Genomic DNA, 14,415 nt, shown 5'->3' with positions numbered 1-14,415 from the left:
GTCTATTCTTGAATTCCTTGTTTCAAAGCTTTGGATTGAGAATTTTCTTTTGGCTCGGCAATCTGATGACGATGTGCAAGAAAAGATATCGATATCAGGCTTAGAAGAACCGTAAACATGACATAAAAACTTGGAGACATGTTGTTGTGTGTCGTTTGAATGAGCCATGTTGCAATGAGGGGGGCAAAACCGCCAAAGATCGTAACAGCCAGATTATAACTGATGGCAAGACCTGTACTGCGTACATTGGTAGGGAATATTTCGGCAATAAGCGCAGGCATTGCTGCCAGACTACAGGCCAGGAGAAAACCTACAAAAGCTTGTACGGCAAACAACACGGCAGGCACCGGCATAGCATTGAGGATATAGAATAACGGCCATGATGTGATGCCGAGAAATATAAGTGATATGCCAACAATCCGGATACGTCCGAACCGGTCGGAAATGGCACCCACCATTGGCGAGACAATCAACAACATAACGCCGGTAATCATTGCACCGATGAAGGAAAATGTTTCCGGTAAATGGAGTTGCTTGATCGCATAGGTCGGCATGTAGATTTTATGAACATAATTGAATGCCGTTGCCGCTGCGACAAGTCCGATACACAACAGGATATCGCGCCAATTATATTTAAATAGGTCGTGCAGCGGTGTATTTTTCGGGCGAGAGGTTTTTACACTCTCGAAATCGGCCGTTTCTGCCACACTACGGCGTATGTATAAGCCGATCGGGCCGATAAACAATCCGAATGCAAAGGCGAGCCGCCAACCCCATGCGTTAAGTTGTTCAGGCGTAAGAAGAGCAAAGAGCAGCGCACTGAATCCGGCTGCAAAAACGGTTGCCAATCCTTGTGTCGACATCTGGAAGCTTGCAAAAAAGCCGCGTTTGTCGATGCCTGCGTGTTCAACGAGAAAAGCAACAGAAGAGCCGAATTCCCCTCCGGTCGAAAAGCCTTGTAACATGCGTGCTATAATGATGATGAGCGGCGCCCAGATCCCGATGGTTTCATAGGTCGGACAAAAAGTGATCATGGCCGTGCCGACAACCATCAACGAGATAGAAAGTGTCATTGATGCTTTACGGCCGGCTTTGTCGGCATAGCTTCCCAAGACGACGGAACCTAAAGGTCTGGTAATGAATGATATGCCGAAAGTGCCAACAGCAATCAGTAACGAAACAGCGCTATCTTTGTTCGGAAAAAACAAATGACCGATGGTAATCGCGAAATAACCGTAAATCAGGATGTCATAAAATTCTAACGCATTACCGGCACTTGCAGCAGCAAATTCACGCCAATGTTCTTTTATGCTTTGCCGGATTGACCGTTTTCCTTTGCTTTTGGCTTGGCCCATTTTTCCCTCTGTCATTTTCGGGTTTTTGAAATTCAACTTGTCCGAATTTTTTGAAACCACTTTTATACGATTGATCGAATTGTTATTGTAGTGATCCATTCATGTGATCAATGTCAATCAATCGATTTAGGTAAATTCTAAACTAGAGCGGGGTCAAAATACCCGTGCTTATTTTGCACAAGTATGTGCTTATTTTAAACTTTTGCCGACGTAATAAGCCCATATCTTGTCAACGATCGGATGGCTCGAAAATTTTTTGCGATAAAGAGCGATGTCAACCGGCATAAGCCATTTGGGATTATCAATTTCCACAATTCGCCCGCTTTCTATTGCGGGCTTACAGAGTTGATACGGTAGCCAGGCCATTCCCAATCCGGCTGCAACCAGTTCTACAATCGAGCTGAAAGAGTCGGTTTCATGAACAACATGTAAATTCGGCTTGTCGTCGAGGCTTGCGAGATGACGGGTGATAATTGTTTTCAATGCGGTTGTCGGTAAAAACGCTAAAAACGGATCGGACTGTTCAGTCATTCCGGTAAAAACAGGTTTTCCTTCTTTGTCAGGGGCACTAATGGGAACAAGTGTTTCATGAGCAATTGTCAGCCAGTTGAATTTTGCCGGATTGATGCGTAGCCTCGTATGATAGCTGGAATAAGCCAATAGAAGGTCTGCTTCATTATTTGCGAGCGACTGGATGGCACTTTCGTTACTTCCCGCGATGACACGTGTTCTGAAAGTACCGACTTTTTCGTTCATCTCCTTGTACCATTGGGGAAAGAACGTTACCGATAATGCGACACCGGTTGCTATTCTCAAATCCGGTTGTGCATCATCCTTGCGGGCATCAAGCCTGCCATGGAGCAACCGGATTGTCTCCAATATATCGGTTGCGGCTTCAAGCACTATGACGCCGTCAGGTGTCAGCTCGACCGGCTTTTTCCGCTCGACGAGCGGAACTCCGGCCCATTCTTCCAGAAGTTTTATGCGTCTTCCGAAAGCCGGATGGGTAACATGGCGATTTTCGGCGGCTTTGGTGAAACTACGGGTGCGGGCGAGTTCCAGAAAATCTTTGAGCCACACCACTAACATGATAATTTCTTCCTTTAATCCGGACGGCGATAGCAGGTCGGTTGCGCGTGATTTCGTGCAATGCGTGCAATCGCTTCATCAAGTGGTTCTGTTTTCACACTCATTGATGCGCCATTGGCATGAATAAGCGTGCGAAAATCAACCATAATGGCAACATGTCCTTTCCAGAAAACGAGATCACCACGTTGCAGTCCTTCTTCTGGTGCAATCATTTTTCCGATTGTCGCTTGCTGCATATCGGTATCGCGCAAGACCGTTCGTCCCGTCATCATCATAGCAAGTTGTACGAGGCCTGAACAATCAATTCCCAAACCACTTTTTCCGCCCCACAGATATGGGGTGTTCATAAAGGACTCTGCTATCGTCACATAATCATCTGCCACAGTGGTGACAGGCATAATATGATTGGCAACAACGAAGCTTCCATTATCAAGCTTGGCATAACGGGTACCGCGTGTTTCAGTTTCTTGAACTACAGTGATGCGGCTTCCCATGGATAAAGGACTTATCATGGGGCTGCGCAAATCTGCATCCCGATATTGGAAGGTGCGTGGCACGTTCACCCGATGGGTGGGGTGATTTGCGGCAGATCCGATTTTTGATTGCTCGATGTAGCCGACATAGCCATCCTGTTGAGCTTGAACCCAGCAAAACCCGTTTTTTTCGTCAAATACTTTTACATCCTCGCCGAAAAGACATTCGCTTTGCCGCTCTGACAGCGCGTCCGGAACTTTGTAAAGAGCAGCAACAGGCGCAACAATGCGCTTCAAAGAGCCGGCCACAAATTGTCGCGCTTCGACTTTGCCACGCAAACATTCGTCGGCAAGGTCAGGGCGATAAGCATGAAGACGCGGATCAAGTTTATCCATCAAAGGCCTTTCAGAAATGTGTAAAGCGTACGAATTCCTTGAGCTTCGCCACCAATCGGAAATGCCGGTTTTTCGGCAGGTGTCCAGCCATAAATATCAAAATGCGCCCAGTTTACCGCCTGATCGACGAATTTTTGCAAAAATAAAGCAGCCGTAATAGAGCCGGCAAATCCGTCGGTTGTTACATTATTGAGATCGGCAATGCGTGAGGAAAGTTTTTTCTGATAGGGTTTCCAGAGCGGCAATTGCCACAACGGATCCTGAATATTGAGCGAAAGTGTCGAAATTTCCCGGCCGAGATCCCCGTTATTGCAATAAAATGGCGGAACGTCCGGTCCTAATGCAACACGTGCTGCACCTGTCAAGGTTGCCATGTCGAAAAGATAATCAGGCTTGTCTTCGTCGCCAAAGGCAAGTGCATCAGCCAGAATAAGCCGCCCTTCTGCATCGGTATTGCCGATTTCGACGGTCAAGCCTTTTCTGCTTTTTAAAACATCACCAGGGCGAAAGGCATTTCCCGAAATCGAATTTTCAACAGCGGGAACGATAAGTCGTAACTGGACAGGGAGTTTTGCATCCATGATGAGTCTGGCAAGCCCCATAACATTGGCAGCTCCCCCCATATCTTTTTTCATCAATAACATGCCGTTTGCGGATTTTATATCAAGGCCGCCACTATCGAAAGCAACCCCTTTTCCCACCAATGTCACTTTCGGGCGGTTCACTTCTCCCCAGCGAAGATCGATAATGCGCGGGGCTACCGAGCCGGCACGGCCGACAGCATGAACCATCGGGAAATTCTGTTTGAGAAGATCATCCCCCCAGATACTTGTAACATTCGCACCGTAAGTTCTTCCCAATTGGCGTATTGCCTCCTCGATCGTGTCGGGCTGCATGTCATTGGTAGGTGTATTGATGAGATCGCGTACAAAAAATGTTGTTTCAACAAGGCGTTTGAGTTCACTGCGGTCAATATTTTCCGGAAGGGTGAATTTTAGTTTTTTGTCGCCTTCGGTTTGAAGATATCTGCTGAATTTATAGCTTCCTAACCCAAGTCCCAGAAAAAGATTAAGCGGGTTTTCCGGCAAATTGGCAAAATACCATTCACCTTCCGGCAATTGTTTAAACAAATTTCCGGTTATAAAGGCATCGCTGCCGTCGCCCGCTCCAAGGTAGGCTCTGGAAGCCGTCCCGTCATTATCAGGAACCACCAATATGTCACCGCTTTTTCCGGTGAAGTGGTTGGCTTTTGCCCACGAGGCTGCAACGGGGTCTTCGGAAGCAAAGGATTCATCATTTTCGGCAACCAGAATGATCGGGTGGCTGTGTTCGGATTGTTCTGTTGTAAATTCAATCGGACAAGACGTTATCGGAGCCAATATTCGCGACATAATTCACCTATAATTTTCTAAGCGCAACATATTCCACCAGATGATCGCTGCCCTTGCGCAAAATAAGATCGGCGCGTGGTCTTGTTGGCAGAATATTTTCTTCAAGATTTTTCAAATTGATTGTGTTCCAAAGCGTTTCGGCAACGGCCATGGCTTCATTTTCCGTCATTTTTGCATAACGATGGAAATATGAATCGGGCTTCTGGAATGCTGTGAGTCTGAAACGGCGAAACCGCTCCATATACCAATGACGGATGATTTCGGTTTTTGCATCGATATAGATAGAAAAATCGAAAAAATCGGAAACAAAAGGCACAGCTTTTCCGTCACGCGGTAAATCTCTGACCTGAAGCACGTTAATACCTTCGACAATGAGAATATCCGGCCGGTCGACAACAATTTGCTCGTTTGGCAAAACATCATAGGCTGCGTGGGAATAAAGTGGCGCTACAACATCGCCCATACCTGCCTTGATAGCAGAAAGAAAGCGCAAAAGTTTGCCGACATCATAAGAATCGGGAAACCCCTTTCTGTCCATCCTGTTTTCAGCCTTCAGGACTGCATTGGGATAGAGAAAACCGTCGGTTGTTATCAGATCTACCTTGGGGCTTGATGGCCAGCGTTTAAGGAGCTCTTGCAGGATGCGCGCGGTGGTAGATTTACCAACTGCAACCGAACCGGCAATCCCGATAATAAAAGGTGTTTTTGCAGTGTTTTGTGTGCGCAAAAACCGCTTTCTTTTCTGGAATAAAGTCTGGATTGCCTCGACATGGGTCGAAAGCAAACGGGATAGAGAAAGATAAATACGTTGAACTTCCTGAAGGTCGATTGGATCGCCGATGGAGCGTAACCGTTTGACCTCGTCAAATGTCAGGGTCAATGGAGTATCGGCGCGAAAGACAGACCATTCGTATGCAGTGAAAACACTGTAGGGTGAATATCTTCCGAAAACGAAGTCACCAAGGTCGCCGGACTGACTGGCAGGCTTCAACGCGTTACCCATTCTTTCTGGACGCCTTTTCCTCAAGTCCCGATTGTGCGGTGCGCCTTTCAAGCTCTTTGATGACGTCATCAAGCTTTATTCCGCGGATATGCCACATAACCAGCAAATGATAGATAAGGTCGGCACTCTCGCTGATGAAATGTTCATCGTCTTCATCAAGCGAGGCGATAACAGTTTCAACAGCTTCCTCCCCCATTTTTTTTGCAGCACGCCCCATCCCCTTTTTTACGAGGCTTGCCGTATAGGAACTGCCATCGTCAACCACTGCCCTTTTGGCAATGGTATTTTCAAGGCTATGCAAGCTAAAATCAGTCATTCACCTTCTCCAAACTCATCCATGCGTACAGGAATGCCGGCTTTCGCCATATAGTGTTTTGCTTCGCCGATGCTATAGGTTCCGAAATGGAAAATCGATGCGGCAAGCACGGCCGTTGCGTGTCCGTCACGAATACCGGCCACAAGATGGTCGAGTGTTCCGACCCCACCCGACGCGATAACGGGAACGTCCACTGCATCGGCAAGGGTGCGGGTCAAAGCAATGTCATAGCCTTCTTTTGTCCCGTCACGATCCATAGAGGTAAGCAGAATTTCACCGGCACCTTTTTTTTCAACCAGACGGGCAAATTCGATTGCATCAATGCCGGTCGGGCGCCTCCCGCCATGGGTAAAGATTTCCCAATGCCGGTTCTTGCCATCGCTTGCGACTTCTTTGGCGTCGATGGCAACCACAATACATTGGTTGCCGAACTTATCGGCCGCTTCGGCAATAAAATCGGGGTTTTTAACAGCGGCGGTGTTTATCGACACCTTGTCGGCACCGGCAAGCAGAAGTTTGCGAATGTCGTTTACAGTGCGAACGCCTCCGCCAACAGTGACCGGCATGAAACATTGGTCGGCCGTGCGGGCAACAACACCGAACAATGTTTCGCGATTGTCGCTACTTGCCGTGATATCGAGAAAACACAATTCATCGGCGCCGGCGCTGTCATAGGCTTTTGCGACTTCAACCGGATCACCGGCATCAACGAGATCAACAAAGTTGACCCCTTTGACCACGCGGCCGTCTTTGACATCAAGACAAGGAATAATACGCGCTTTGAGTGTCATGATTGCCCACTCTTTCCGGCTTTTTTATTTGCCTCGTCAATCAATGCCAATGCTTCCCTCGCATCAATATGCCCATCATAAAGAGCACGTCCGGAAATGGCACCGTTCAATATGGCAGCATCGGGTGAACAAAGCCGTTTGATATCCTCCATTGAGGCAAGGCCGCCGGAAGCAATAACCGGAATTGAAACAGAACGGGCAAGATCAAGGGTCGAATTCCAGTTGATACCGGTGAGGATACCATCGCGATCAATATCGGTATAGATAATGGCGGCAACGCCCGCACCTTCAAAACGCTTTGCCAGTTCAAGGGCGGAAAGTTCGGACTCTTCAGCCCACCCTTCCACGGCGACTTTGCCACCGCGGGCATCAATGCCGACAGCAATTTTTCCCGGAAAAAGTTTGCAAGCCTCGCGAACCAGTTGCGGATTTCTGACGGCAACAGTGCCGAGAATTACGCGGGCGAGACCCTTTTTCAGCCAGTTTTCGATATGGGTAAGGGTTCTGATACCACCACCAAGCTGGACAGGGTTTGTCGTTGCGCGCAATATCGCATCGACAGCCGAACCGTTGACTGTGACACCTTCAAATGCACCGTTGAGATCAACAACGTGAAGCCATTTGAAACCTTCCGACTGGAAGTGGTGGGCTTGTGCGGCAGGATCGGCACTATAAACAGTTGCCTTATTCATATCGCCGAGTTTTAAACGAACGCAAAACCCGTCTTTGAGATCTATTGCAGGGTAAAGAATCATGGTTTCCATTCCAGAAAATTGGCAATGAGTTGAAGGCCGAGACGCTGGCTTTTCTCCGGATGAAATTGTGTCCCGAACATATTGTCGCGGATAACTGCTGCTGTGACCGGCCCACCATAATCGGTTACCGCCAATAATTCATCAGGATTTTGACAATCAAGTTGATAGGAATGGACAAAATAGGCGTGAAGCCCGTGTTCACCCGTGCGGATGCCGGAAAATAGCGGATGGCTCCGTTTCAATTCGAGAGTGTTCCAGCCGATCTGGGGCACTTTCAAAGCGTCGTCTTGAGGCTTTATCAAAGTAACGTCACCTTTAATCCAGTTAAGCCCGTTGGTGATTGCTTTTTCCATTCCGCGGGAAGCCATGAGTTGCATACCAACGCAAATCCCCATGAAGGGATGGCCACCGTTCAGCACCCGTTCATTCAAAGCTTCAACCATTCCCTGAACAGCATCAAGTCCCGCCCGACAATCCGCATAGGCACCGACGCCTGGCAAAACCACGCGGTCGGCTTTTATAACATCTTCTGCCCGATTGGTGAGGATAATATCCGCGTTTATGCCATGGTCATGGCTTGCGCGCTCGAAAGCTTTTGTGGCCGAGCGTAAATTGCCGGAACCATAGTCGATAATTGCGACCTGCATTTTATCAACCTTTCAAAGTGCCTTTGGTCGAGGGCACAGCGTTTTTCTGGCGCGGGTCTTCCTCGATCGCAGCCCGTAAAACGCGGGCTACCGATTTGAACGCGGTTTCGGCGATATGGTGGCTATTCAAACCATAATGATTGACAATGTGAAGCGTAATTCCAGCGTGCTGGGAAAAAGCCTGAAAAAACTCCCTCACCAATTCGGTATCGAACGAACCGATTTTTTGTGTCGGAAATTCAATCTTGAAAATGAGATACGGGCGTCCGGATACATCAATGGCCGCTCTCGTGCAGGTTTCATCCATTGCGAGATCAAGCGAAGCATAACGGCGAATGCCGCGCCGTTCACCCAAAGCCTGTTTGATAGCTTCACCCAACGCAATTCCGCAATCTTCAACCGTGTGATGATCGTCAATATAGGTGTCACCGACAGCCTTGATTTTCATATCAATCAATGAATGGCGGGAAAGTTGTTCCAACATATGATTGAAAAATCCTACTCCGGTATCAATCTCGAATGTTCCTGTTCCGTCAAGATTGACCGAAACCGAAATATCTGTCTCGTTGGTTTTGCGTTTTATCGTTGCTGAGCGCGTCATTTTGTTCCCGTTCCAAGAAGCTTGAAAGATGCTCCACTTGTTTTCATTTTCAAAACCTGACGATGAGTACAAGACTTAACGAAGCAGTGTTATTTATAAGCTTTGCCAGCGTCACTTTTGAAGTAGCAATGTTAAATCATTAGCGCAAAATATCCAATTGCTTTCACGTCTTTTTCATCAATCAATCGGTTTTGTGACTTTAAGCAGTTTTTACTGTCTCACCGATTTGCCAGTGTTTCCATTCTTTTTCAATTTCCTCTTGATCATGACCGGCTGAAAGAAGAGCCCATAATAAAAGCCGCGCTTTTAAGGGCGAAAGCCACCCGCTCATCAGCACGCCGCCTCTCGTCAAATCGATTTCAGATCCTTTATAGCCATAGGTTTTTTCACTCGTTGGACCGCTATAGGCCCGTGTTGCCACAATAACCGGAAGTTTATGGGCATAATTTTTGATAATATCGGCTTCCTCGAAACTGACATGGCCTGATCCGAAACCGGCAATCACAACGCCCTGATAAATGCCGCTTGAAAATACGAGTTCGAGATGGTCACTTCCCGAAGAAAGGCAGGCTTCGACGAGGGCAACTTTTTTATCAAGCGTTTTCGGGCGGCTTAACGGTTTTGGTCGTCTATCCATAGAGCGGAAGAAAACCGGTTTTGCCTCGACAACCGTACCAAGCAGGCCGATTAAACCTGATTTGAAAGTTTCAACTTTGAGAGAATGACTTTTTCTTACAAAATACGGGGAGTGGATTTCGTCATTCATCACCACCATGACACCGCGACCGATGCTTTGTTCATCTATTGCCACGAGTAAAGAAGATAAAAGATTGGCTGGTCCGTCGGCACCGGCTGCCATAGGTGCGCGCATAGCACCGGTTATAATGAGCGGCTGCGGCTTTTGCCAATAAAGTGAAAGAAGAAACGCTGATTCTTCAAGCGTATCGGTTCCTTGTGTCAGAATAACAGCTTTTGCACCTTCATCAATCTGGTTATTTGCCCAATCAAGAGCTTCAAACAACACTTTGAAGGAGAGGGAACCGCTTGGCAGTTTTGCCAATGTTTTGGCTTGTATTGTAGAAAGTTCGGAAATGCCGGGAACTGATTTTGCAAGCTGGTCAGCCGAAAGTTCCGGCTCCACGCCGCCAGATGTTCCGGCGACCATGGCAATTGTGCCACCCAATGCACCAATAGCTACTGTCGGCAATGGCATTTTACGTCTTCCTTTGAATGTTCTTATCGGCCAACCCTTAGCAGGATTTGTTCACACCAACAACGAGCATTCACTGCAAGTCATCATTGAAAATCGCAAGTCATCATTGAATGGTATTTCCGGAATGATTGAGGCGTTGTTTAAAAAGTAAGAAGGTTTTTAAAATGTCTTCGTCAATATGGTTGAGTTTTAATGTGCGAGTTCCTAAATATGCACTCTATATAGCCGCTTTTCATTGCTTTTAACGAGGATGGAGCGTGTGGATAAAAGGAGTTTACTTGTGACAGAACATAAGCCCGATACAATGTATGGCACGACCATCATTACAGTTCGTAAAGGCAATAAGGTTGTCATTGCCGGCGATGGACAGGTGACATTAGGGCAGACAATCATGAAGGGTAATGCAAGAAAAGTCCGCCGTATTGGCAAGAATGGATCGGTTATTGCCGGTTTTGCCGGCGCAACAGCCGATGCATTTACTCTGCTTGAACGGCTTGAAACCAAGCTTGAACAATATCCTGACCAATTGATGCGTGCCTGTGTTGAACTTGCCAAGGATTGGCGCACCGATCGTTATTTGCGTAAATTGGAAGCAATGATGTTGGTGGCCGATAAAAATGTGACGCTGGCTTTGACAGGCCTTGGTGATGTGCTTGAACCTGAAGATGGCATTATGGCAATCGGTTCGGGTGGTAATTTTGCACTTTCGGCAGCGCGTGCACTTATTGACACCGATATGGATGCCGAAACAATTGCCCGCAAAGCCATGAAGATTGCTTCCGATATTTGCGTTTACACCAATAGCAACTTTATTGTCGAAACGCTTAATGCCGAATAATGATTGAATGTTTCCATGTCGCTTCTTGTCGAAGGAGCTTTAAGCCTGACAGGAAGTGCGAAAGAGAGAGCACTTTTAGATGAGTTCTGTATTTTCCCCCCGCGAAATAGTTTCCGAGCTTGATCGCTTTATTATCGGACAAAAAGATGCCAAGCGTGCCGTTGCTATAGCATTGCGCAACCGTTGGCGCCGCCAACAGCTTAAAGGCGAAATGCGCGAAGAAGTGATGCCGAAAAATATTCTGATGATCGGGCCGACCGGTGTTGGCAAGACCGAAATTGCACGGCGTCTCGCAAAACTTGCAGGTTCACCTTTTGTCAAGGTTGAAGCCACCAAATTTACAGAGGTCGGCTATGTCGGCCGTGATGTCGAACAGATTATTCGTGATCTGGTTGAAGTGGCAATCAATCTTGTACGTGAAAAAAAACGCGAAGCTGTGAAAGCCAAAGCCCATATCAACGCAGAAGAACGTGTTCTGGATGCGCTGGTTGGTAAAACTGCAAGTCCCGCAACCCGCGACAGTTTCCGCAAAAAATTGCGTGAGGGCGAGCTTGATGACAACGAAATTGAAATTGAAGTTGCCGATACCAGCCCGAATAATGCGCCTACATTCGATATTCCAGGCATGCCGGGCGCACAAATGGGCATTATGAATTTGTCCGATATTTTCGGTAAAATGGGTGGACGCACCAAGACGCGGAAAACAACAGTCAAAAATGCATTCAAACCATTGATCGAAGATGAATCCGACAAACTTCTCGATCAGGATCAGATTGTTCAGGAAGCGCTTCGTTCCACTGAAAATGACGGTATTGTCTTTATTGACGAGATCGACAAGATTGCAGCGCGTGAAGGTGGCCTTGGTGCCGGTGTTTCGCGTGAAGGTGTGCAGCGTGATCTGTTACCTTTGATTGAAGGAACAACGGTTGCTACCAAATATGGTCAAATCAAAACCGATCATATTCTGTTTATTGCTTCCGGTGCGTTTCACGTATCAAAACCTTCGGATCTCTTGCCCGAACTTCAGGGGCGTTTGCCAATCAGGGTCGAACTTAATGCGCTCACCCGGGAAGATTTCCGCCGCATTCTTACGGAAACTGAAGCCAGTCTTATCAAGCAATATATTGCTTTGATGGCAACCGAAAATGTGACGCTCGAAATTACCGATGATGCCATTGATGCTCTGGCCGATATAGCAGTGGATTTGAACTCTACTGTAGAAAATATCGGTGCCCGCCGTCTGCAAACAGTGATGGAACGCGTTCTTGACGAAATTTCCTTCACAGCACCGGATAAATCGGGCACAACCTTCAAGGTTGATGCTGCTTATGTCAAAAAAGCAGTCGGCGACCTTGCCGCCAATGCCGATTTGTCGCGGTTTATTCTGTAATTTCAAAACAAGGAGATTGCATTCAATCTATTAAAACAGCCCTTCGGGGCTGTTTTATTTTGAATATATCGTCGTTTAGTGCACTTCCGGCTATTTATGACAATTGAAGGAGCGAGATCATTGTCAGGCTTGCGGTCGCCAGAATGATGATGGATATGAAAGCTGTCAGGACAACCCGTGGTCCGGATTTTTTCAAAGCCTTTATATCAACGCCCAGTCCTAATGCTGCCATTGAAATGACTGTCAAAATTTTTGCCACAAAAGCCATGGCGTCAGTCGCAAAATGGGGAATGATAGCGCAGGAATTGGCAAGTAAAAGAATGACGAAGCCGATAATGAACCACGGCACCATTTTGCTGAATTTGAGTTTGGTGTTGGCACCGAGGCCGTAAATGAGGCCGATCACAAATATTACCGGCCCAAGCATCAACACACGAACAAGTTTGACAAGTGTGGCTGTCTGCACACTGATAAGTGATACAGGTGCTGCGGCAGCCAAAACTTGCGGCACAGCATAAACAGTCATACCCGCAAGAACCCCGTATTGTGTAAAGCTTAAGCCCGCTAAGGGGACTGCAAGTGGCAAGACCAGAATAACAACAATACCGAGCGCGGCTGTAAAAGCGATTGACGAAGCAACGTCCGAGCCTTCTGCCTTGATGACAGGTGCAACAGCCGCAATGGCCGAATTTCCGCAAATCGAATTGCCACAGGCAACGAGCAAGGCGAGACGGGGGCCAAGGCCCAAAAGTCTGCCGATTGCGTAAGTTATGGCAATCACACAGGCCACAATGACGATAATACCGACAAGTAATCCGAAACCGGCAGCAACGACCGCGCTCACGCTGATACTTGCACCCAATAGTACAACCGCGCATTCAAGAAGGATTTTTGCAGAAAATCCGACTCCTTCCGCATATTGGGATGGAATGCCTTTGACTGTCCGGATGATTGCGCCAATCAGGATGGCAAGAACTAGACTTTCAAGCCAGGCCTCGCCGAAGACGAGTTTTTCAAGCTTTTCCAGAACAATGGCAACAGCCGAAATAACCGCGCATAATATGATGCCCGGCGCAAAACGAAACAAAATTGCCTGAATTCGGCTAGCCATATTGAAATATCCTTTTTTTAAAATCTGCTAGCGCTGTTTAATCATGTAATCAATTTTCAAATATGTTATGAATTGTTCGATTTGATCGAACAATGGCGCGGCAATGATTACATTTGAACAGATGCGGATATTTCTGGCTGTCGCCGAACGCGAGCATTTGACCGAAGCGGCGAAAGCTCTTTTATTGACACCTTCAGCCGTTTCCAGTGCCATCCATATGATTGAAGAACATTATCAGGTGCGTCTTTTCAATCGCATCGGACGACGTATCCAGTTAAGTGATGCGGGTTCTGTCTTTGTGGAAGATTGCCGCCACACATTGGCGCAGGTCAAACTTGCCGAAACAACTTTGCGTGAATTTAGCGGGCTTAAACGCGGAGCGCTCGGTCTTTATGCGAGCCAGACAATCGCAAATTATTTTTTGCCACCGGTCATTGCAAAATTTCGCAATTTATATCCGGCGATAACGGTTAAAATGTCGATCGGTAATACCGAACAGGTTGAAAATGCTGTTCTATCAGGCATAACAGATATTGGTTTTGCCGAAGGGACCATAAAAAATGAAAGTCTTCATCGTCAAAAAGTGGCTGATGACGAATTGTTCATTATTGCCGCAAAAAACCATCCTCTTACGAATAAACCGTCGGTGAAGTTTAAAGATATTTCAGCTTTTCCGTGGATTTTGCGTGAAAAGGGCTCGGGAACACGAGCCATTTTCGAGCAGGCACTTGCAAACCATGGTTATGACCTGGCAGATCTTGAAGTGATGCAGACTTTCCCCTCGAATGAAGCGGTGCTCTCGGCGGTTGCGGCATCAAATGCTTTGACGGCCATTTCAAAACGTGCAGTTTCGGCTTCGCTTGCCGCAGGACTTGTTGAAAGGTTGAATTTTTTATCCGTAAAGCGTGATTTTTTATTGTTACTCAACCCGCAACGCTTCAAAACCAAAGCAGTTGGTGCTTTTATTGATTTGCTGGATGGCTGATTTTATAAAACCGACAAGGAATAAAATTAAAACAATGTGGGAAAGAAAAGAGTCAGACCAA

At 47.1% G+C, this 14,415-nt stretch carries 15 protein-coding genes; 3 read left to right on the top strand and 12 right to left on the bottom strand.

Annotated elements, in window-relative coordinates:
• Positions 1 to 2 precede the first annotated feature (2 nt).
• The 11 genes from H3V12_RS08320 to H3V12_RS08270 all read right to left on the bottom strand — a co-directional run bounded on the left by H3V12_RS08320 (position 3) and on the right by H3V12_RS08270 (position 10,024).
• Positions 3 to 1,454, bottom strand: coding sequence for an MFS transporter (locus H3V12_RS08320; RefSeq protein ID WP_198215821.1), 1,452 nt, complete (start codon positions 1,452 to 1,454; stop codon positions 3 to 5).
• A gap of 90 nt (positions 1,455 to 1,544) precedes the next feature.
• Entirely contained in the window at positions 1,545 to 2,444 is a 900-nt protein-coding gene (locus tag H3V12_RS08315) for a LysR family transcriptional regulator (protein ID WP_075869570.1), read from the bottom strand.
• A gap of 14 nt (positions 2,445 to 2,458) precedes the next feature.
• Positions 2,459 to 3,313, bottom strand: a complete 855-nt coding sequence (locus H3V12_RS08310; RefSeq protein WP_198214291.1) for a C40 family peptidase — start codon at positions 3,311 to 3,313, stop codon at positions 2,459 to 2,461.
• Positions 3,313 to 4,704, bottom strand: coding sequence for a leucyl aminopeptidase family protein (locus H3V12_RS08305; protein ID WP_198214290.1), 1,392 nt, complete (start codon positions 4,702 to 4,704; stop codon positions 3,313 to 3,315). Before H3V12_RS08305 ends, H3V12_RS08310 begins: the two co-directional genes overlap by 1 nt.
• Positions 4,705 to 4,711: 7 nt before the next feature.
• Complete coding sequence (gene coaA / locus H3V12_RS08300; protein ID WP_075913707.1) at positions 4,712 to 5,707, bottom strand: type I pantothenate kinase; 996 nt, start codon at positions 5,705 to 5,707, stop codon at positions 4,712 to 4,714.
• Complete coding sequence (locus H3V12_RS08295; RefSeq protein WP_198214289.1) at positions 5,700 to 6,023, bottom strand: phosphoribosyl-ATP diphosphatase; 324 nt, start codon at positions 6,021 to 6,023, stop codon at positions 5,700 to 5,702. The genes coaA and H3V12_RS08295 overlap by 8 nt, the downstream gene beginning before the upstream one ends.
• Complete coding sequence (gene hisF, locus H3V12_RS08290) at positions 6,020 to 6,814, bottom strand: imidazole glycerol phosphate synthase subunit HisF (RefSeq protein WP_198214288.1); 795 nt, start codon at positions 6,812 to 6,814, stop codon at positions 6,020 to 6,022. The genes H3V12_RS08295 and hisF overlap by 4 nt, the downstream gene beginning before the upstream one ends.
• Positions 6,811 to 7,569, bottom strand: a complete 759-nt coding sequence (hisA, locus tag H3V12_RS08285) for a 1-(5-phosphoribosyl)-5-[(5-phosphoribosylamino)methylideneamino]imidazole-4-carboxamide isomerase (RefSeq protein WP_198214287.1) — start codon at positions 7,567 to 7,569, stop codon at positions 6,811 to 6,813. The genes hisF and hisA overlap by 4 nt, the downstream gene beginning before the upstream one ends.
• Complete coding sequence (gene hisH / locus H3V12_RS08280; RefSeq protein WP_198214286.1) at positions 7,566 to 8,216, bottom strand: imidazole glycerol phosphate synthase subunit HisH; 651 nt, start codon at positions 8,214 to 8,216, stop codon at positions 7,566 to 7,568. The genes hisA and hisH overlap by 4 nt, the downstream gene beginning before the upstream one ends.
• A 4-nt stretch (positions 8,217 to 8,220) precedes the next feature.
• On the bottom strand, positions 8,221 to 8,817 hold the full coding sequence (gene hisB, locus H3V12_RS08275) for an imidazoleglycerol-phosphate dehydratase HisB (RefSeq protein ID WP_198214285.1): 597 nt from the start codon (positions 8,815 to 8,817) through the stop codon (positions 8,221 to 8,223).
• A gap of 199 nt (positions 8,818 to 9,016) precedes the next feature.
• On the bottom strand, positions 9,017 to 10,024 hold the full coding sequence (locus H3V12_RS08270) for an asparaginase (protein WP_198214361.1): 1,008 nt from the start codon (positions 10,022 to 10,024) through the stop codon (positions 9,017 to 9,019).
• Positions 10,025 to 10,310: 286 nt separating this feature from the next.
• On the opposite strand from H3V12_RS08270, the gene hslV reads away from it, so the two are divergent.
• Both hslV and hslU read left to right on the top strand, forming a co-directional pair.
• Positions 10,311 to 10,868: an ATP-dependent protease subunit HslV gene (gene hslV, locus H3V12_RS08265; RefSeq protein ID WP_343211730.1), complete on the top strand. Its 558-nt coding sequence runs from the start codon at positions 10,311 to 10,313 to the stop codon at positions 10,866 to 10,868.
• 79 nt (positions 10,869 to 10,947) lie between these two features.
• Positions 10,948 to 12,258: an ATP-dependent protease ATPase subunit HslU gene (gene hslU / locus H3V12_RS08260; RefSeq protein WP_198214284.1), complete on the top strand. Its 1,311-nt coding sequence runs from the start codon at positions 10,948 to 10,950 to the stop codon at positions 12,256 to 12,258.
• Positions 12,259 to 12,352: 94 nt separating this feature from the next.
• Here hslU and H3V12_RS08255 read toward each other — a convergent pair whose 3' ends face one another.
• Positions 12,353 to 13,369 carry a putative sulfate exporter family transporter gene (locus H3V12_RS08255; RefSeq protein WP_198214283.1) on the bottom strand — a complete coding sequence of 339 codons (1,017 nt, stop codon included), beginning with the start codon at positions 13,367 to 13,369 and terminating at the stop codon, positions 12,353 to 12,355.
• 103 nt (positions 13,370 to 13,472) lie between these two features.
• On the opposite strand from H3V12_RS08255, the gene H3V12_RS08250 reads away from it, so the two are divergent.
• Positions 13,473 to 14,354, top strand: coding sequence for a LysR family transcriptional regulator (locus H3V12_RS08250; protein ID WP_198214282.1), 882 nt, complete (start codon positions 13,473 to 13,475; stop codon positions 14,352 to 14,354).
• Positions 14,355 to 14,415: the final 61 nt, after the last annotated feature.

Source organism: Bartonella sp. W8167 (genome assembly GCF_016100335.1).
Classification (GTDB): domain Bacteria; phylum Pseudomonadota; class Alphaproteobacteria; order Rhizobiales; family Rhizobiaceae; genus Bartonella; species Bartonella apis.
The sequence above is the reverse complement of the archived record's forward strand: the minus strand, read 5'-3'. Positions and strand labels throughout refer to the sequence as shown.